The sequence below is a fragment of the Vreelandella nigrificans genome (genome assembly GCF_002374315.1).
GTDB lineage: Bacteria > Pseudomonadota > Gammaproteobacteria > Pseudomonadales > Halomonadaceae > Vreelandella > Vreelandella nigrificans.
Window position 1 is genome coordinate 16,345 of record NZ_NWUX01000011.1, and the last position, 19,282, is coordinate 35,626.

Below are 19,282 nucleotides of genomic sequence, written 5' to 3' on the forward strand. Positions count from 1 at the left end.
CTTTATACTGGGATTCCTATGAACGCAATAGAAAAAAACAGTGTTTTTTTACGAATTGCGCTTTTTTGCGGAACCCAAGCGGGTTTAGTAGGTCTCAGTGCGCTTTAAATTTTTGCTGAAGACCCTTCAATTTCTCTTCTAAGCTATTTCCCAAACCATTTCCCAAACCATGAGATTTTGCTTGGCCACTCTTTTCTGTATGGCTCGTTTTCACTTCTGCGCGCACTTCTGTATTTACTGCTTCTACTTCTGCATGGTTCTTGCTTGAATTGCGATTGCTTTCACCCTGAACACCCTCCCCCCGAAAAGAGGAGCTAGCAGCAGACTTTATTTTAGCAGCGTTCCTCTGAGTTGCCACAGAGTTTGTTGCCACAGAGTTTTGTGTCGCGTTAGACGCTTCAGTGACTGGCCGCTCTTTTCGCCGCTCTCGGGCATGCAGTGCAGCCTCTTTATCGACTTTTCCTGCTGGGTTACCGTCCAGGTCAACACGCTCAGCCCCTTCACGCATCGATTTTACATAGCGGGGTAGGTTCACGTAATTAGCCAACGCTCGACGAATCAGCTTGCCAGACCATGGCTCGCTCTGAGCGAGGTCATGATGTATGCCAACTTTGAGCGGTTTGGTATGCCCTTTAAAGAAGGCCTTCGGGTAGCGTTGATACCACTGTTTCAGTAACGCCTGAGGCGACGGAGCCTGGGATACAGGGACCTGGGATGCCTGTGTTTGAGGTGCTTCGGTTTGAGGTACGACAGTCTGAGGTGCTGCTGTTTGAACTACAGCAGCCTCGGGCTCGGCTTGGCAAGACTCCTGATGGGACTCTTCAGGCGCTACGACACCATCTCCATCATGACCATCCTTCTCATAACCATCTCCCTCATGGCCTGGGCTATGCTCATCCCCTTGGCTATGAAAGGAGGCAGCATGACGCTGCGTACTCTCGTCGCTTTTATCACTAGCAGCGCGCTGCTGAGCAGCCAACTGCTGCTTAAGCTGAGCATTTTCTTCTCGCAGTGCGTCTAGCTCGGCTTTTGTTCGCTCAAGCCGTGCCTCTAGTGACTCTAATAAGTGCAGTACGCTGGCGGTCATGATCCCCTCCTTTGACCTAATCAGTCGTTAAGCGCTCGTATACGACGAAGTCATACCGGGGCTGCCCCTCCGCTGGCTTACCCGCTACTCGCTGCACTTCACGCCAATCATCTAAGGAAAACTCCGGGAAAGCAGCGTCGCCATCAACGTCAATATCCACTTCTGTAATATAAAGCCGCTGTGCGAAAGGAAGCGCTTGACGATAAATTTCACCGCCTCCCATCACCATAATTTCTTCAGCCGCTTCGATGGTAGCCTGCTGATCAGCCAGCTCCAGCGCGGCGGAGAGATCGTGGCATACCCGCGTGCCTGCTGCTTGGAAGCTTGTATCACGCGTTACCACAATATTAAGCCGATTAGGTAGCGGCTTGCCAATAGAAGCGTAAGTTTTACGCCCCATCACCAACGGCTTAGCCTGCGTCATACGCTTAAAGAATTTTAAATCTTCAGGCAAGTACCAGGGCAATTTTCCGTCTACCCCTATAATTCGGTTTTTTGCCATCGCGACTATCATGGCTACCGGCACTAATGACTCAAATGTATTTTCTGAGGGGGTCATACGGCCACTTCTGCTTTGATATGGGGATGCGATTCGTATCCTGTGATTTGGATATCGTCAAAAGTAAAATCAAATAAGCTTGCAACACTAGTGTTAAGCGTAAGCGCAGGCGGTGACATGGGAGTACGTGCTAGCTGCTCTTGGGCTTGCTCTATATGGTTGCTATATAAGTGGGCATCACCAAGCGTGTGAATAAACTCGCCTGGCTTTAACCCCGTTACCTGGGCAACCATACACAACAGCAGCGCATAGCTGGCAATATTGAACGGTACACCTAAGAAAATATCTGCACTACGCTGGTAAAGCTGACAGGAAAGGCGGCCATTTGCCACATAAAATTGGAATAAGCAGTGGCACGGCGGGAGCTTCATTTCATCTACTTGGCCTGGGTTCCAGGCAGAAACAATCAGGCGACGTGACTGAGGAGCTGTACGAATCTGCTCTAGCACATTGGTAATTTGGTCTACGCTGCCACCTTTGGGGCTAGGCCAACTGCGCCACTGGTAGCCGTATACCGGTCCTAAGTCGCCCTTTTCATCCGCCCACTCATCCCAAATTCTTACGCCGTTTTCTTTGAGATAACCAATATTGGTATCGCCTTTTAAAAACCACAAAAGCTCATGAATGATAGAGCGTAAATGCAGCTTTTTCGTGGTCAACAGCGGAAAGCCTCGCGAGAGATCGAAACGCATTTGGTGGCCAAATACCGAGCGCGTACCGACTCCGGTGCGATCATTACGGTCAACGCCGTGCTCCAAAACAGTGCGCATCAGATCAAGGTAGGGTTGTTCAAGCGCAGCAGTAGCTGGCGGCGTATCCTTCGTTGGCGCGGGCGTTGTAGCAGTCACAGAAGTTCCAGAGTTACAGGCAATTTGGAAATGTATTCTAGGCCGCTATAAAGCAACGGTCTAGCCCACCCACACAGGCAGAAACGATACGAGGCACATATCGAGCCCTCTCGTAGCGCGTGGTAACGAATCTCGTGAGGAACGAACGTATGAGACACCCGCGGGCGGTGGCACCTACTGCCCGATTGGGCGCCCAGGGTTATTCACCACCCCCGACACCGCGGCCTGGTCGCGGGTGCGCCGTAGGCTTACCCGCGCTACAGCTCTCTTAAGCCCAAGCTATTGCATACTGTAGCGCGGGTAACGAATCTCGTGAGGAACGAACGTATGAGGCACCCGCGGGCAGTGGCACCTACGGCCCAATTGAGCACCCAGGGTTATCCGCCAACTCCTGCACCGCGCCCTGGTCGCGGGTGCGCCGTAGGCTTACCCGCGCTACACCCCCTTAAGCTCAAGCTCTTACACACTGTAGCGCGGGTAATGAATCTCGTGAGGAACGAACGTATGAGGCACCCGCGGGCGGTGGCACTTACGGCCCGATTGGGCGCCCAGGGTTATGTACCAACTCCAACACCGCGGCCTGGTCGCGGGTGCGCCGTAGGCTTACCCGCGCTACAGCCCTTAAGCTCAAGCTCTTGCATACTGTAGCGCGGGTAACGAATCTCGTGAGGAACGAACGTATGAGGCACCCGCGGGCGGTGGCACTTACGGCCCGATTGGGCGCCCAGGGTTATCCACCAACTCCTGCACCGCGGCCTGGTCGCGGGTGCGCCGTAGGCTTACCCGCGCTACAACCCCCTTAAGCCCAAGCTATTGCATACTGTAGCGCGGGTAACGAATCTCGTGAGGAACGAACGATATGAGGCACCCGCGGGCGGTGGCACTTACTGCACGATTGGGCGCCCAGGGTTATTCACAAACTCCAGCACCGCGGCCTGGTCGCGGGTGCGCCGTAGGCTTACCCGCGCTACAAACCAAGCCCATTGCGTACTGTAGCGCGGGTAACGAATCTCGTGAGGGACGAACGATATGAGGCACCCGCGGGCGGTGGTACCTAATGCCCGATTGAGCGCCCAGGATTATGTACCAATTCCAGCACCGCGGCCTGGTCGCGGGTGCGCCGTAGGCTTACCCGCGCTACAAACCAAGCCCATTGCGTACTGTAGCGCGGGTAACGAATCTCGTGAGGGACGAACGATATGAGGCGCCCGTGGGCGGTTGCACCTACTGCCCGATTGGGCGCCCAGGGTTATGTACCAACTCCAGCACCGCGGCCTAGTCGCGGGTGCGCCGTAGGCTTACCCACGCTACAAACCAAGCCCATTGCATACTGTAGCGCGGGTAACGAATCTCGTGAGGAACGAACGATATGAGGCACCCGCGAGCGGTGGCACCTACGGCCCGATTGGGCGCCCAGGGTTATTCACCAACTCCAGCACCGTGGCCTGGTCGCGGGTGCGCCGTAGGCTTACCCGCGCTACAACTCCCTTAAGCTCAAGCCCTTACACACTGTAGCGCGGGTAACGAATCTCGTGAGGAACGAACGATATGAGGCACCCGCGAGCGGTGGCACCTACTGCCCGATTGGGCGCCCAGGGTTATGTACCAACTCCAGCACTGCGCCCTGGTCGCGGGTGCGCCGTAGGCTTACCCGCGCTACAAGCCCAGCCCATTGCGTACTGTAGCGCGGGTAACGAATCTCGTGAGGAACGAACGTATGAGGCACCCGCGGGCGGTGGCACCTACGGCCCGATTGGGTACCCAGGGTTATTCACCAACTCCAGCACCGCGGCCTGGTCGCGGGTGCGCCGTAGGCTTACCCGCGCTACAAGCCCAGCCCATTGCGTACTGTAGCGCGGGTAACGAATCTCGTGAGGAACGAACGTATGAGGCACCCGCGGGCGGTGGCACCTACGGCCCGATTGGGTACCCAGGGTTATTCACCAACTCCAGCACCGCGGCCTGGTCGCGGGTGCGCCGTAGGCTTACCCGCGCTACAAGCCCAGCCCATTGCGTACTGTAGCGCGGGTAACGAATCTCGTGAGGGACGAACGATATGAGGCACCCGCGGGCGGTGGCACCTACGCGCCACCGATCAGCATATTAAACTTTGGCGTCGATAGGCTTATTCCGCGACCACGCTATTAACACTAGCCCAAAGAAAATCATTGGTAGCGTCAGCAGCATGCCCATGGTGAACCAATCAAAAGCAATAAAGCCGATATGAGCATCAGGCAGGCGTACAAACTCCACCATAAAGCGGAACACACCGTAGCCAATCAGGAATAACCCTGACACTAGACCACGCTTGCGGGGCTTGGCTGACACCCACCACAGGATTACAAACAGCACTAAGCCTTCCAGCACCGCTTCATATAACGCGGAGGGGTGACGCGGCTCCGGTCCCAAACCAGGAAATGGCATTCCCCAAGGCAATGATGTAACCCGCCCAGGCAATTCGTGATTGATAAAGTTACCAATGCGCCCTGCCCCCAAACCAATTGGCACCAGAGGTGCAATAAAGTCGGTGAGGGTAAAAAACGCCAGCTGTTTGCGACGAGCGAAGAGCCATGCGGCAAGCAGGACACCTAGCAGCCCTCCGTGAAAGCTCATCCCGCCATCCCACACGCGGAAGATCCACAGCGGGTCTGCTGACCACTGCCCCAAACCATAAAACAGCGCATAACCAAGGCGGCCACCGGCGACCACGCCTACGGCGCAGTAGAACATCAAGTCGCTAATATCATCTTTGGTTAGCCCTATGCGCGATGCCCGCTTACATCCGAGCCACCATGCAGCTACAAAGCCAACCACATACATTAGGCCATACCAATGCACTTGTAGCGGGCCGAGTGAAATCGCAACTGGGTCTATCGTTGGGTAGTTGATCATTAAAAATCTCTAAGCGAAAAGAAGTAAGGCAGCCAATGAGAAAGCAGACGTTGCTTCATGAAAGTGGTTCAGAAATAAGTGTGTTACAAACCCTTATGCAAAGATAAAACGCAGGCCAACCACGCTCAAAAGCCCTGCAAAGGAGAAGCGTAACACTTGGCTAGGCAATACATGGGCAAGCCTTACCCCTAGCCGAGCAAAGGGTACGCTAGTTAGCACGATACCTAGAAATGCAGGCCACATGACAAAACCGGTGGCCCACGGCGGTAGCAGCGGATGCCCCCAACCAACAATGATAAACGTAAGGGCCCCCACAACAGCGATTGGCAAACCACAGGCAGCCGAAGTTCCTACGGCCTGGGTCATGGAAGCGCCACAACGCGATAGCCATGGAACGGTCATCGCTCCACCACCAATGCCAAAAAGCGCGGAAACTGCACCGACAACAGCGCCTGCAACCACCATTGCAGTCCGACCCGGCTGTACCGTCCCTGGCTTGGGGTTAAGACCCAACACCATCTTGGCCGCCAGTAGCAGCACAAAGATGCCGAATAGTGTACCCAGCACCGTGCCGGATAAGTTACCAGCAATAAACACGCCGCCGATCGCCCCCAACATCAACCCTGGTAGTAACGCCATAAACCATGGGCGATATACACTTCCTCTACGAAAATGACCAAGCGCTGAAGATGCCCCTGTCACCACAATAGTGGCCAACGAAGTGCCTACCGCCAAGTGCATCGTAATTTCAGGGGCGACGTTTTGGATACCGAAGGCGAACACCAGTACTGGCACAATAATAAGGCCACCGCCTACACCAAATAGACCAGCCATTGTGCCCGCCACTGCACCTAACGCTAAATAACCCGCAATAATCGCTATTGCTGTCATATTGCTATTACTGTCATGAAGAAGAAGTCTCGTTATTAGCGGTAGGCACCCACTTGGTAATCATGCCCACTAGTGTTTCAGGTTGGTAGGGTTTTGCTAGCACATCGTCTATCCCAGAGGATTCACAGATGCCACGACCAGCATTATCAACATTTGCCGTAAGAGCGACCAGCACACTACGAGGGCTATTGTTTGCACGCTCATGGTTACGCCAACGCCGAGCGGTTTCAAAGCCATCTAAGGTTGGCATAAAAATATCCAAAAATACCAAATCATAAAATGTGGTTTGTTGTCGCTCCAGCGCTTGCTCGCCACTACTTACCCCGTCAACGTAAAACCCCTGGGTCTCTAACATTTGGCGTGCCAACATCAAATTAACCGGGCCATCATCAACTACTAGTACTTTCAATTGCCGCTTAACGTTTGGTGGCGATATTTCACCACCATCTACTTTACCAAAGCTTTCTTGGCCTTCTTGACTTTCTTGGGCAAAGCTAGCCAGCAGGGCACGGATGTCGGCCAGCCGATTTTGCATATGGCTAATATTTTGCTGGCACTCTTCGCAACTACCCTTCTGCACTAAATCATTCAGGTAGGCAAACAGACTATCGGCTTCACGCTGAAGAAGCGTTAGATAGTCTGACTTTAAGCGCGATTCTTCTCTTGCCCGGTCACGCCCTGCCATCAGGTGTTTTAGCTGTTGCTGTTGATGATGCAAGTCGTCCAACAGCGTTTTCTCATGCTTGGTCTGCTCAGCGACTACAGGGGCTGTAGACACCCTTCCTCTGAAGCGTACTAACTCCGCAAGCCGCTGGTTGACACCAGATAAGCGATGCAGAGGCATCTGGAGCGCCTGTATTGAAGGCTGTTCTGGCTGTTCATTATGTGCTGCTTGCGACACGACGCTGTAGAGCGCCTCAGCATTGCACTCAAGCTCTGCTAGCCCTTCCATAAGCAGCGCGTCCTTATGCTTAGCCCGTGTCTTTAACAGCATCAGAAAGGCACCAACATTCATACAGCTGCCCAATAGTAATGCCAAGGTAAGCCAAAGCGTCGCGCTCCAGGAAACCTGATTTGGTGACATACCCCAGATAAATAACCCAACCAGCACACACAGCATAACCAGAGCGGCTTGAGCAAGCAGCAAAGGCCATAGTATTGGCCAGACAACGGCATTCCAAAAGTGCTCTCGCGCGTAGGGTTGCATAGTTTGGGTCCTGGGTTCCGGGCAAGCATCTGTGGTCAAACACCCTAAAGTAACGTTAGTGTACGTCTACACTGCAACGCTGTCATGCCACCCTTTCAGAGGGTAGTATCTTCCTTGCCTGAACTTAGGGGTTAAAAGAATTCGCGATGTGTCTGATCACCTTTGCCTGGAACCCAGGCAGCGCTCAACCTCTCCGCTTAGCGGCTAACCGTGATGAGTTTCACGCACGCCCGACTGCTCCTCTCATGGCCTGGCATGAACCTACAGGGCTGATAGGTGGACGGGACTTAGAAGCAGGGGGCACTTGGTTAGCGGCCAACCAGAAGGGGCAGGTAGCAGCGTTAACCAATGTGCGCGACCCTCGGCTTGCTACTCCAGTAAACGCACCCAGTCGAGGTGAGCTAGTTGCTAGTGCTCTACAGAGTGACGATATTGAAGCTTGGCTAATGACATTAGCCAAGACAGAAGCTGAACGCTACGCTGGTTTTAACTTGTTGGTCGCGACTCAAGACCACTTATGGCACTTACACAGGGGATATAGTGGCGTTGCACTGACTGAAGTAGCAAAAGGCGTACACGGCCTTTCCAACGCAACACTCAACACTCCCTGGCCGAAATTAACCGCCGTAAAGCATGCCTTAGCCCATAGCAGCCCTGATAACTGGCGCAGCGCTACTCAAAATGCTCTGCATAATCCGTCACAGGCCGCCGACGCCCACCTACCCGATACAGGCGTGGGCCTGGCGCTTGAGCGCCAGCTCTCCGCAGCTTTTATTATCGGCGAACAGTATGGAACCCGCGCTACCAGTTGGCTAACACTTAACCAACAGGGGGATGTGGAGATAACCGAACAGCGCTTTGGGCCGCTCGGTCGTTTTGAGGGAGAAACCATGCTCTCAACAACATTCTCTACAATGCTTTCAACGACGCTTTCAAAATCAGGTAACGTTTAAACGCAGGCCCTCATGACTTGCCCCTATAACCTTCTCTTATGGCTTTCTCTTATGACCCTCTCTTATGGTTAGTCTCTTGGTGGCAGCAGGTGCGAGAGCTGCCACTCATCCATGCGTGCATTTAAGTGCGTATGCACTTGGGAGGGGGTATCCAGCTGCATAATCTCCTGGAGCAGTGCCTGTGCATCCGTGAAGCTTACCCGACGAATTGCCGCCCGCACTTTGGGCAAGCTGGGGGCATTCATGGAAAGACTGGTGAACCCCATGGCCATTAATAGCAGCGCGCCAGCAGGATCCCCGGCCAGCTCTCCACACAACGAAACCGGCTTATTGAGCCGCTTGGCATCCTGGGATAGCTCTTGCAAGGCGCCAAGCAACGCTGGGTGCAGCGCATCATAAAGGCTAGAGACACGCGGGTTGTTGCGATCTACCGCCAACAGGTATTGGGTTAAATCGTTGCTACCTACCGAAAAGAAATCAACCCGCTTGGCCAGTGCATCCATCTGGTAAATCGTTGCAGGCACTTCAATCATTACGCCTACTTGGGGCCTTCTGACGACAATACCCTCCTCGCCCAGCTCCACAATTGCGCGGTCCAACAGCCGAAGCGCCTCGTCTACCTCATCCACATTGGTAATCATCGGGAAGAGCACGTGGAGGTTATTTAGGGCGTGGGAGGCTTTAAGCATGGCACGCAGTTGCACCATCAATACTTCGGGGTGATCAAGAGTCACCCGCATGCCGCGCCAGCCCAAGAAGGGGTTGGCTTCTTCAATGGGGAAATACGGTAAGTCTTTATCGCCACCAATATCCAGGGTGCGCATAACCACCGGCAGCGGCGCAAAGCCTTCAAGCTGTTCGCGGTACATGCGCATTTGCTCTTTTTCGCCCGGGAAGCGCTCTGTAATCATAAACGGCACTTCAGTACGATAAAGCCCTACACCACCAATACGGCTTTTAAGCAGCGCGCTGGCATCTACCGCTAAGCCAGTGTTCACCATTAGCGGCATGGCGTGACCATCCGGTGTTTCACTGGGCAGGTCTTGCTCATGCTCCAGCACTTCGCTGAGGGCTTCTTCCTCGGCGATTAAACTGGCGTAGCGGGCTTTTAACTCGGCAGCTGGGCGCACAAACAGGCGGCCCCGGTGGCCATCCAGCACCACGGGAGCGCCATTTAAGCGAGGCAGTGGTAAGTCTACCATTCCAAGCACGGTGGGTATGCCCATGGCTCGGGCAACAATCGCCACATGGGAGGTGCTCGAACCACGTACCGATACTAAGCCTTTGAGCTTATCTCTCGGCACTTCACCCAGCATCGCCACACTGATTTCGTCACCGACTAAAATGGCGTTATCGGGATAGGTCTCTGGTGTTGAGGGAGTGTCTTCCTGCAAATGCGCCAATACACGGCGACCAAGATCGCGAATATCCGCCGCTCGCTCACGCAGGTAGTCATCGTCAACCCGCTCTAAGTACTGCACGTGGCGGCGTACTACATCGGCCAGCGCCCCTGGCGCCCACTGACCTTCGCGGATACGTTTTTCCACCTCTTCCGAGAGTGCCGCTTCGCCAAGCATTTGTTGATAAACATCAAAGAGCGCGAGTTCCTGAGCAGAAATACGGCTCGCCAAGCGTTCGGCTGCTGCGCGAATTTCGCTACGCGTTTTGCCGATGGCTTCTTTCAGGCGCTCAATCTCATACTCCTGATCGCTAGGTATTAGGTCTGGCACGCTATTGAGGTCAGCGGGCGGAGAAATCACCACCGCCTCACCCATCGCCATACCGGGAGATGCTGCTACACCTTTAAACATCGCCTGACCACCCGGTAACGCAGGACGGGTCAGGTTGCCGGTGGCAAGCGCGTGAGCCAGCACGCCCGCCAACTGGGCTGCCATGGTAACCAGGAAAGCTTCATCTTCATCGTCGTACTGACGCTTTTCCGCCTGTTGTACAACCAAAACCCCCAGCATTAACCGCTGGTGGATAATCGGTACTCCCAAGAAACTTGAGTAACGCTCTTCGCCGGTGGCTTCAAAATAACGAAACTGCGGGTGGGCCTGAGCGTTTTCTAAATTGAGAGGCTCACTACGCTTGGCCACAAGCCCCACAAGCCCCTCCCCTAGCGGCAGAACTACCCGACCTACCGCCTGGGTACGCAAGCCGATGGTTTCCATTAGCACCAGCGACTCGAGCTCTTTGTCGTACAAATAGAAAGAGCACACGTCGGTCTGCATGGCTTTGCGTATACGACGTACCATGGTTGACAGCGCGGCGTCGAGGTTGCGCGCACCATTCACTTCCTGAATAACGCGGCGTAGCACCTCAAGCATGGGGGTTTTACTGTTCACTATTATTTGCCTCGCTGAGGGGTTCCCGGCTGGCTCTGCAACCCAACTGGGGCAGCAAAGCACGCATTATCCTTCGTTATCTTGTGCTAGACGCTGTACACGTGGAGAAAGCTCTCGCAGCGCGCGCCGATATACCTCTCTTTTAAACGGCACTACTTGCCCCAAAGGGTACCAGTAGCTTACCCAACGCCAGCCATCAAACTCTGGTTTGGGTGTGGCCGTCATGCAGATTCGGTTCTCTTGACAGCGAATCTTAAGTAAAAACCACTTTTGCTTCTGACCAATACAGACCGGTCGCGAGTGGGTACGAATCATGCGTCGTGGAAGACGGTAGCGCAGCCAGCCCCGGGTGCAGGCAACAATATCAACATCGTCGGCGGTTAGACCGATCTCTTCGTGAAGTTCACGAAAAAGCGCTTGTTGTGGAGTCTCACTTGCTTTAATGCCTCCCTGGGGGAATTGCCACGCATTTTGTCCTACACGACGCGCCCAAAGCAGCTGCCCCTGGCTATTGGCAATAATAATGCCAACATTGGGGCGAAAGCCGTCAGCGTCGATCACGGACATCACCTTCATAAATTTTCAGTTATGCCCATTTTTCCACAAGGGAGACAAGCGTATCAATACAATATAACGCTAAGTGGTTAAACCAGGGCGACTCTGCGATAATCCGCCGCTTTGTGTCTCGCTATCAACGACCAACACTAACATAAGGGGAGCGCCGTGAGTCTGGCCATTTTCGATTTGGATAATACGCTGCTATCCATCGACAGCGATCACGCCTGGGGGGAGTTTTTACTCGAACAGGGAGCCGTTGATCCTATTGCTTATCGCGAAGCCAACGAACGCTTTATGGCCGACTACAACGCGGGCACCTTGGATATGGCAGCGTTTCTGGAAGTGGCATTAAAGCCGCTGGCAGATAATACACCGGAACAGCTTACTGCCTGGCACCAGCAGTTTATGGCTAGCAAGATTGAGCCCAACATTTTACCTAAGGCAGAAGAGCTGCTGGCTCGTCACCGCACCAAAGGCGATACACTGCTGATTATTACCGCAACCAACCGCTTTATCACCGCACCAATTGCGGAGCGCTTGGGTGTAGACGATTTAATTGCCGTTGAGCCTGAAATACTTGACGGCCGCTATACCGGACGCGTTTCAGGCGTACCTAGCTACCGTGAAGGAAAAGTCACCCGTTTAAAGCAGTGGCTTGAGAATCAGGAACTCACCATGGATGGCGCTTGGTTCTACAGCGACTCCCACAATGACCTGCCGCTGCTTGAGCAGGTAGAGCACCCGGTTGCCGTCGACCCCGACGACACTCTCCGCCAAATTTCCGAAGAACGTAATTGGCGGATTATGAGCTTACGAGATTGATATCGAGCTCTCCCGCGGGTGCGCCGTAGGCTTACCCGCGCTACAAATCCCCTAGATTCAAACCATTACATTACTGTAGCGCGGGTAACGAATCTCGTGAGGAACGAACGATATGAGGCACCCGCGAGCGGTGGCACCTACCGCCTGATTTAGCACACCAAGGCCATTCACCAACCCCAGCACCGCTTCGCGATGCTTTCGCGGGTGCGCCTTAGGCTTACCCGCGCTACAAATCCTCTAGATTCAAACTATTGCATACTGTAGCGCGGGTAACGAATCTCGTGAGGGGCGAGCGATATGAGGCACCCGCGAGCGGCGGCACCTACCGCATGATTTGGCGGTACAAAGTTTATTCACCACCCCTTGCACCGCTGCTTGGTCGCGGGTGCGCCGTAGGCTTACCCGCGCTACAAGTCCTTTAGACTCAAACCATTGCATCACTGTAGCGCGGGTAACGAATCTCGTGAGGAACGAACGATATGAGGCACCCGCGAGCGGTGGCACCTACCGCATGATTTAGCAAACAAAGGCATTCGCCAACCCTGGCACCGCTGCTTGGTCGCGGGTGCGCCGTAGGCTTACCCGCGCTACAAGCCCTTTAGGTTCAAACTATTGCAGACTGTAGCGCGGGTAACGAATCTCGTGAGGAACGAGCGGTATGAGGCACCCGCGAGCGGCGGCACCTACCGCATGATTTAGCACACCAAGGTTATTCACCAACCCTTGCACCGCTTCGCGATGCTTTCGCGGGTGCGCCGTAGGCTTACCCGCGCTACAAGCCCTTTAGGTTCAAACTAGTGCATCACTGTAGCGCGGGTAACGAATCTCGTGAGGGACGAACGATATGAGGCACCCGCGGGCGGTGGCACCTACCGCCTGATTTGGCCCACCAAGGCCATTCACCAACCCCAGCACCGCTTCGCGATGCTTTCGCGGGTGCGCCGTAGGCTTACCCGCGCTACAAGCCCTTTAGGTTCAAACTATTGCATCACTGTAGCGCGGGTAACGAATCTCGTGAGGGACGAACGATATGAGGCACCCGCGAGCGGCGGCACCTACCGCATGATTTAGCAAACAAAGGCATTCGCCAACCCTGGCACCGCTTCGCGATGCTTTCGCGGGTGCGCCTTAGGCTTACCCGCGCTACACGTGTGTGTCTGCAAGCTGTATTCGCGATTACGCCAACAAAAAACCCGCAAGCGTGGCTTGCGGGTTTTTGCATTTACTGAGCGTTACTAAAAGAACGCTAGCAGACGCGCTTAGCCGAGCAGGTGCTCAACTGCAGCGCGCTCTTCACGCAGTTCTTTCTCAGTAGCTTGCATTTTCTCTTTGCTGAACTCGTCCAGTTCGAAGCCTTGAACGATTTCATATTTACCACCCTGGCAGCGAACCGGGTAGGAGTAGATGATGCCTTCTTCAATGCCGTAGCTGCCATCAGACGGAATCGCCATGCTGACGATGCCGTCGCAACCCAGCGCCCAATCACGCACGTGGTCGATGGCCGAAGAGGCTGCAGACGCCGCAGAAGATGCGCCGCGTGCTTTGATGATTGCTGCGCCGCGCTGCTGTACGGTGGGGATGAAGTCGTTTTCGTACCAGTCGCGCTCAACCAGATCGAAAGCCGCTTTGCCGTCTACTTTGCACTGGGCCAGATCCGGGTACTGAGTGGCACTGTGGTTGCCCCAGATAATCATGTTTTCAACATCGGTGACGTGCTTGCCAGTTTTCTGCGCCAGCTGCGTCAATGCACGGTTGTGGTCCAGACGAGTCATAGCAGTGAACTGACCAGCATCCAGGTCCGGCGCATTGCAAGAAGCAATCAGCGCGTTGGTGTTAGCCGGGTTACCTACTACCAGTACTTTCACGTCACGGCTTGCGTGATCGTTCAGCGCTTTACCCTGTACAGAGAAGATTGCTGCGTTGGCTTCCAGCAGATCTTTACGCTCCATACCTGGGCCACGCGGACGTGCACCCACCAGCAGAGCGAAGTCGGCGTCTTTGAACGCTACGTTGGGGTCATCGGTAGCCACAACGTCTTGTACCAGCGGGAAGGCACAGTCATTGACTTCCATCACCACGCCGTTCAGGGCGTCCATCGCTTGGGGAATTTCCAGAAGCTGGAGAATGACAGGCTGATCCGGCCCCAGCATGTCACCAGCGGCGATGCGGAAAATAAGAGAGTAGCTGATTTGGCCGGCACCGCCGGTAATCGCAATACGTACTGGATCTTTCATCATTGCTCCTTGATGGTTTGCCTAATATAGAGGCTCACCTGAGGGTGGTCGATAGAACTCAAGACGCCAAGATGGTATGCCCAGACGTGCAAAAACTCAATCAGACATGAGACTACTACCCATTCGCGCTGACGCTTGGTACTCGCCGACAAGCTCTGGTTGCGCTATTGTGTGGCAGGCAATTCTACCCTGCCTTCAGCGCTGCTGCGTAAGATTAGAGTAAGAGTTCACCTATTACTGTTATTAAGACTGTTAATACTGCTTTTTGGCTTATACGGATATAGCTCCCTCATGCGACGAATTCCTTTCTCTTATGCCCTCGCTAGCCTGCTGGTATTGGCGCTAGTGATGTGGCTTGCCTTGGGCGATTTTCAGCATTTTCAAACTGCCCCACCCGAGACGAATAACGCTGAAAGCGAGGCTCTCCCACGGGTCGAGGTAAAGATCCAGCAAAGCGCGCTTTATGTTCCTCAGCAGATTATTCAAGGTCAATTAACCGCTGAGCGTGAAATCACCTTACGCGCCAATGTAGCTGGGTTTGTGGCACAAAAGCCTATCGTTCAGGGGGCTGTAGTGGCCCAAGGCGACACCCTGCTAGTACTGGATAGCGAAGCTCTGCCCGAGCGACTGAAACAGGCAAGGGATGAATTGGCTGTAGCAGAAGCAGAGTTTGCTGGGGCACAGAACCTACGCCGCCGGGAGCTAATTTCACAGCCAGAGCTACTGCGCTTACAGAGTTCTCTAAGCGCAAGTGCTGCCCAAGTGGCTCAGCTAGAGAAACAGCTAAACGATACTCGCCCTACCGCGCCTTTTGCAGGCGTGCTTGACCGGGTGCAAGTTGAGTTAGGCGACTTGCTGCAACCCGGTGACGAATGGGGACGCTTAATTGATGACCGCCGTTTAACCGGTACCGCTTGGGTATCTCAGCAGCAAATAGGCGAACTAAGTATTGGGCTACCGGTCACCGCTCGGTTGTTAAACGGCAATTCGGTGAGCGGAGAGATAACACATATCAGTAGCCGCGCAGAGGAAGCGACTCGCACATTTTATATTGAGGTGACACTGGATAACCCCGACCGGCAGCGTCTGGCAGGGGGCAGCGCAGAGTTCACTATTACCCTGCCACCACGTCAGGTCCACACTCTTTCCCCTGCACTGCTTAGCCTTAACGATCAAGGCCAACTGGCCGTTAAGCATGTGGCAGATGAAAACCGGGTTGCTCAAACCGCTGTTGAGCTTGTCAGCACAGATACCGAACGCGCCTACGTAACAGGCCTGCCGGATCCGCTTCAGCTGATTACCCTAGGTGCTGGTTTAGTCGCTCCTGGCGAGACTGTCACACCAGTACCCGCAGCTGAACAGGAAGGTGGTAATGCGCCAATTAATTAATGCGGCGCTTACCCACACGCGCACCACACTGCTCTTACTGGCAGGACTGCTGTTAGCAGGCATCGCCGCTTGGCAAACAATTCCCAAGGAAGCGAACCCCGACGTCACAATCCCTCTTATTTACGTCTCACTGTCACTGGAGGGCGTCAGCCCCGAAGATGGTGAGCGGCTGCTAATCCGCCCTATGGAGCAGGAGCTACGGGGCATCGAGGGGCTACGTAAATTGACCGCGCAGTCCAGCGAAGGGCATGGCTCGGTGACGCTTGAGTTTGACCCTGGGTTTGACCCGGACACAGCGCTTTCTGATGTACGCGAGCGGGTTGATATCGCCCGCAGCAGCTTACCGGACGAAGCCGATGAGCCGCGCGTTATGGAAGTTAACGTTTCAGAGTTTCCGGTGCTCAGTATCGGCCTATCCGGCGACCTGGATACCCGCGAGCGCATGGCGATTGCACGGCGTTTGAAAGAAGAAATCGAGGGCATCGCCAATGTGCTGGAAGTGGATATCGCCGGGGAGCGTGAAGATCTTTTGGAGATCGTCGTCGACCCACTAGTGCTGGAGAGCTACGGGGTTGATTTTGATACGCTGTTCAACCAAATATCACGCAATAATCGGCTCGTTGCCGCTGGCAGCCTGGACACAGGCGCTGGGCGTTTAGCGCTCAAAGTACCGGGCATCATTGAATCCCTTGAAGACGTCATGCAGATGCCGGTAAAGGTTGAAGGCGACCAAGTGGTTACCTTTGGCGAGGTGGCATGGATTCACCCTACCTATAAAGACCCGGAAGGCTTTGCCCGCATTGATGGGCAGCCAGCCGTAGTGTTGGAAATTTCCAAGCGGGCCGGTGCCAATATTATCGCCACTATTGAAGCGGTGCGGGAGCGCTTTCATCAAGCCGGTAGCCTGCTGCCAGAGCAGCTAAGTATTACCACCATTATGGATGAGTCAGTGACGGTTCAAAGCATGCTCTCTGAGCTGTTGAACAACGTACTCACTGCCGTGGTGTTGGTGCTTATCGTGATTGTGGCCGTGATGGGTTGGCGCATGGCATTACTGGTTGGTTTAACAATCCCTGGGGCATTTTTAACCGGCATTCTACTGGTGTGGGCATTTGGTTTTACGCTCAACATTGTGGTGCTGTTTGCCCTCATTCTGGTAGCAGGCATGTTGGTGGATGGCGCCATTGTGGTCAGTGAGCTGGCTGACCGCCACTTGCATGAGGGGCAATCGCCTCACCAGGCATGGCTAAATGCAGCATCACGCATGAGCTGGCCTGTCATTGCGTCCACGGCTACCACCCTGGCAGTATTTATGCCCTTGCTGTTTTGGCCCGGCGTGGTGGGGCAGTTTATGAAGTACCTACCCGCCACGGTGATTTTATGCCTGCTAGCCTCGCTGGCTATGGCTCTGATCTTTCTCCCCACCCTGGGGCGGCTGGTAACCCGTCCGACAAAACCCGCTGCGGAGGACGGGGCTGCCGCTGCTGATGGGTCCGTAAGCCTCCCCGAAAGCACAGCGTTGGGGCGCCACTACCGTAGTTTGTTAGCACGGCTGCTACGCCACCCTGGCTGGGTGCTGCTGTTCGCCCTACTGTTGATCGGCCTACTCTATACCGGCTATGCCCGTTTTAATCATGGCGTTGACTTCTTTCCTAACGTGGAGCCGGACAGCGCCCAGGTATTAGTGCGCGCTAGGGGCGATTTCTCGGCCATGGAAACCGATGCGATCCTGCAACGGGTAGAGCACCGCCTGGGTGAAATGAGTGAAGTTGAAGCCCTTTATGCCCGCTCCTTTGCCGTGCCCAATCAACAATTGGGCAACGATGTAATCGGTATGCTGCAGTTCCAGTTTGTGGACTGGCACCAACGAAGGCCAGCCCGTGCAATTCTGGCCGATATGGCTGAGCGTACCCAGGATATTCCCGGCATCATCCTGGAGTTCCAAGAGCAGGATATGGGCCCTGGTGGCGGCAAGCCGATAGTGCTGGAAGTCAGCGCCACCGACCCTGACATAGCCAACGCAGGCGTTGACCAAATCAGCACGTTAATGCGTGAGCTAGGCGGCTTTACCAACATTCAGGATAACCGTAGTCTGCCTGGGGTGGAGTGGCAGGTGAACGTTGATCGCGAAGCGGCTGCCCGCATGGGTACCGATATCACAACCATCGGTAGTGCGGTGCAGCTGCTCACCACGGGACTACAGGTTGCCAGCTACCGCCCACCGACAGTAAACGATGAGGTGGATATTCGTGTCCGTTTGCCCGAGCACTGGCGAACGCTGGATCAGCTTGAGCGATTAACCATTAACACCCAGCGCGGCCAAGTGCCTATTTCCCACTTCGTGACGCTTACCCCAGCACCTAAAGTAGGCACGTTGAACCGAATTGATGGGCGGCGAGCGATTACCATTGAGGCCGATTTAGCCCCAGGCTACCTAGCCGATGAGCGTTTACGGGCATTGTTGGCGGCAGGTAACAATCGGCTGCCTGATGGGCTAATGATTAATGTGGCAGGCGAGCAGGAAGACCAGCAAGAAGCCATGCAGTTTTTGATTAGTGCGTTCTTGGTCGCTATCGGGCTGATGGCGCTTATTTTGGTCACTCAGTTCAATAGCTATTACCAGGCGGCATTGGTGCTTTCTGCCATTGTATTTTCAACCGCTGGGGTACTAATGGGTCTGCTGATTACCGGGCAAGCCTTTGGCATTGTGATGGTGGGCATGGGTGTTATCGCCTTGGCAGGTATCGTGGTAAACAACAATATTGTGTTAATTGATACTTACAACGAGATGCGCCGTGCCGGAATGCCCCCTACAGAAGCAGCACTTGAGGCGGGCTGCTTGCGCCTACGTCCGGTACTGCTTACGGCGATTACCACGGTGCTGGGCTTGATGCCCATGGTGCTAGGGATCAACGTAAACCTATTTGCGCCAGCCTTGGGCTTTAACGCCCCTTCTGCCCAGTGGTGGACACAGATGTCGAGCGCCATCGCAGGGGGCCTGACCTTCGCGACTGGCCTTACCCTATTGCTAACGCCGTGTATGCTGGTGCTCGGGAGACGCTAGCCTACTCTCCCTAGCGCCTGGCTTCACCTATGCATGCTATCCAACAAGGGCTATGTAAGACAAAAGGGCTACTTAAGAATAATTCACAAGCACTGTTAGTTAGTGCTGTGCTAGCAAGTGCTGTGTCAGTAAGTGCTGTGTCAGTAAGTGCTATGTTGTGAGCAAGTACTATGCTAGCAAGCACTTTACTGGGCAAAAAGGCTAAGCTATAGCAGTAAAATTATCGTAGTGAGGCCATTGCAGTAAAACCATCGCAAAAACCCATTGCAACGGGCTGCCACTGTGCTAGTCATATTGTTATTTAACTACATTAGAGGTTAACCCACGTTAGCGAAACTGCAGCGTTAGCCTTATGCAATACAATAAGTTGCCACACATACTAGGGTCTGTTGACGCTGCAACATGGTTTGCGATAAGGCATTCACAATCC

At 54.4% G+C, this 19,282-nt stretch carries 14 protein-coding genes; 5 read left to right on the forward strand and 9 right to left on the reverse strand.

Annotated elements, in window-relative coordinates; genetic code table 11:
- Positions 1 to 94 precede the first annotated feature (94 nt).
- The 3 genes from CPA45_RS12820 to CPA45_RS12830 are packed head-to-tail and all read right to left on the reverse strand — an operon-like array spanning position 95 to position 2,494.
- The gene (locus CPA45_RS12820) at positions 95 to 1,087 is read right to left on the reverse strand and encodes a ProQ/FINO family protein (RefSeq protein ID WP_096651983.1); all 993 of its coding nucleotides are present in this window, start codon (positions 1,085 to 1,087) and stop codon (positions 95 to 97) included.
- A 16-nt stretch (positions 1,088 to 1,103) separates the two neighbouring features.
- Positions 1,104 to 1,646, reverse strand: coding sequence for a dihydrofolate reductase (locus CPA45_RS12825; RefSeq protein WP_096651985.1), 543 nt, complete (start codon positions 1,644 to 1,646; stop codon positions 1,104 to 1,106).
- On the reverse strand, positions 1,643 to 2,494 hold the full coding sequence (locus tag CPA45_RS12830; protein ID WP_096651987.1) for a thymidylate synthase: 852 nt from the start codon (positions 2,492 to 2,494) through the stop codon (positions 1,643 to 1,645). Before CPA45_RS12830 ends, CPA45_RS12825 begins: the two co-directional genes overlap by 4 nt.
- 1,548 nt (positions 2,495 to 4,042) lie before the next feature.
- Between CPA45_RS12830 and CPA45_RS12835 the strand changes: the two genes are divergently transcribed.
- On the forward strand, positions 4,043 to 4,348 hold the full coding sequence (locus CPA45_RS12835; RefSeq protein ID WP_096651989.1) for a hypothetical protein: 306 nt from the start codon (positions 4,043 to 4,045) through the stop codon (positions 4,346 to 4,348).
- Between the two features lie 249 nt (positions 4,349 to 4,597).
- Here CPA45_RS12835 and lgt read toward each other — a convergent pair whose 3' ends face one another.
- The 3 genes from lgt to CPA45_RS12850 all read right to left on the reverse strand — a co-directional run bounded on the left by lgt (position 4,598) and on the right by CPA45_RS12850 (position 7,484).
- Positions 4,598 to 5,386: a prolipoprotein diacylglyceryl transferase gene (lgt, locus tag CPA45_RS12840; RefSeq protein ID WP_096651990.1), complete on the reverse strand. Its 789-nt coding sequence runs from the start codon at positions 5,384 to 5,386 to the stop codon at positions 4,598 to 4,600.
- 93 nt (positions 5,387 to 5,479) lie between these two features.
- A complete protein-coding gene (locus CPA45_RS12845; protein WP_096651992.1) occupies positions 5,480 to 6,277 on the reverse strand; it encodes a sulfite exporter TauE/SafE family protein in 798 nt (265 codons plus the stop codon).
- A gap of 13 nt (positions 6,278 to 6,290) precedes the next feature.
- On the reverse strand, positions 6,291 to 7,484 hold the full coding sequence (locus CPA45_RS12850) for a response regulator (RefSeq protein WP_096651994.1): 1,194 nt from the start codon (positions 7,482 to 7,484) through the stop codon (positions 6,291 to 6,293).
- Positions 7,485 to 7,630: 146 nt separating this feature from the next.
- Between CPA45_RS12850 and CPA45_RS12855 the strand changes: the two genes are divergently transcribed.
- Entirely contained in the window at positions 7,631 to 8,437 is an 807-nt protein-coding gene (locus CPA45_RS12855) for an NRDE family protein (protein WP_096651996.1), read from the forward strand.
- Positions 8,438 to 8,505: 68 nt separating this feature from the next.
- Here CPA45_RS12855 and ptsP read toward each other — a convergent pair whose 3' ends face one another.
- Positions 8,506 to 10,767, reverse strand: coding sequence for a phosphoenolpyruvate--protein phosphotransferase (ptsP, locus tag CPA45_RS12860; RefSeq protein WP_096652193.1), 2,262 nt, complete (start codon positions 10,765 to 10,767; stop codon positions 8,506 to 8,508).
- 84 nt (positions 10,768 to 10,851) lie between these two features.
- A complete protein-coding gene (locus CPA45_RS12865) occupies positions 10,852 to 11,346 on the reverse strand; it encodes an RNA pyrophosphohydrolase (RefSeq protein WP_009096477.1) in 495 nt (164 codons plus the stop codon).
- A gap of 162 nt (positions 11,347 to 11,508) precedes the next feature.
- Between CPA45_RS12865 and CPA45_RS12870 the strand changes: the two genes are divergently transcribed.
- A complete protein-coding gene (locus tag CPA45_RS12870; RefSeq protein ID WP_096651998.1) occupies positions 11,509 to 12,165 on the forward strand; it encodes a histidinol-phosphatase in 657 nt (218 codons plus the stop codon).
- A gap of 1,259 nt (positions 12,166 to 13,424) precedes the next feature.
- Here the strand turns inward: CPA45_RS12870 and CPA45_RS12875 are convergent.
- A complete protein-coding gene (locus CPA45_RS12875) occupies positions 13,425 to 14,399 on the reverse strand; it encodes a malate dehydrogenase (protein ID WP_078087001.1) in 975 nt (324 codons plus the stop codon).
- 291 nt (positions 14,400 to 14,690) lie between these two features.
- Between CPA45_RS12875 and CPA45_RS12880 the strand changes: the two genes are divergently transcribed.
- Positions 14,691 to 15,788 carry an efflux RND transporter periplasmic adaptor subunit gene (locus CPA45_RS12880; RefSeq protein ID WP_096652000.1) on the forward strand — a complete coding sequence of 366 codons (1,098 nt, stop codon included), beginning with the start codon at positions 14,691 to 14,693 and terminating at the stop codon, positions 15,786 to 15,788.
- Positions 15,772 to 18,852: an efflux RND transporter permease subunit gene (locus CPA45_RS12885; protein ID WP_096652002.1), complete on the forward strand. Its 3,081-nt coding sequence runs from the start codon at positions 15,772 to 15,774 to the stop codon at positions 18,850 to 18,852. Before CPA45_RS12880 ends, CPA45_RS12885 begins: the two co-directional genes overlap by 17 nt.
- Positions 18,853 to 19,282 lie beyond the last annotated feature (430 nt).

What these genes read in the sequence shown, in the direction of transcription:
- CPA45_RS12820 (WP_096651983.1), bottom strand. Translation starts at nt 1,087, where the DNA reads ATGACCGCCAGCGTACTGCACTTATTAGAGTCACTAGAGGCACGGCTT.
- CPA45_RS12825 (WP_096651985.1), bottom strand. Translation starts at nt 1,646, where the DNA reads ATGACCCCCTCAGAAAATACATTTGAGTCATTAGTGCCGGTAGCCATG.
- CPA45_RS12835 (WP_096651989.1), top strand. Translation starts at nt 4,043, where the DNA reads ATGAGGCACCCGCGAGCGGTGGCACCTACTGCCCGATTGGGCGCCCAG.
- lgt (WP_096651990.1), bottom strand. Translation starts at nt 5,386, where the DNA reads ATGATCAACTACCCAACGATAGACCCAGTTGCGATTTCACTCGGCCCG.
- CPA45_RS12845 (WP_096651992.1), bottom strand. Translation starts at nt 6,277, where the DNA reads ATGACAGCAATAGCGATTATTGCGGGTTATTTAGCGTTAGGTGCAGTG.
- CPA45_RS12850 (WP_096651994.1), bottom strand. Translation starts at nt 7,484, where the DNA reads ATGCAACCCTACGCGCGAGAGCACTTTTGGAATGCCGTTGTCTGGCCA.
- CPA45_RS12855 (WP_096651996.1), top strand. Translation starts at nt 7,631, where the DNA reads ATGTGTCTGATCACCTTTGCCTGGAACCCAGGCAGCGCTCAACCTCTC.
- ptsP (WP_096652193.1), bottom strand. Translation starts at nt 10,767, where the DNA reads ATGCTTGAGGTGCTACGCCGCGTTATTCAGGAAGTGAATGGTGCGCGC.
- CPA45_RS12875 (WP_078087001.1), bottom strand. Translation starts at nt 14,399, where the DNA reads ATGAAAGATCCAGTACGTATTGCGATTACCGGCGGTGCCGGCCAAATC.
- CPA45_RS12880 (WP_096652000.1), top strand. Translation starts at nt 14,691, where the DNA reads ATGCGACGAATTCCTTTCTCTTATGCCCTCGCTAGCCTGCTGGTATTG.
- CPA45_RS12885 (WP_096652002.1), top strand. Translation starts at nt 15,772, where the DNA reads ATGCGCCAATTAATTAATGCGGCGCTTACCCACACGCGCACCACACTG.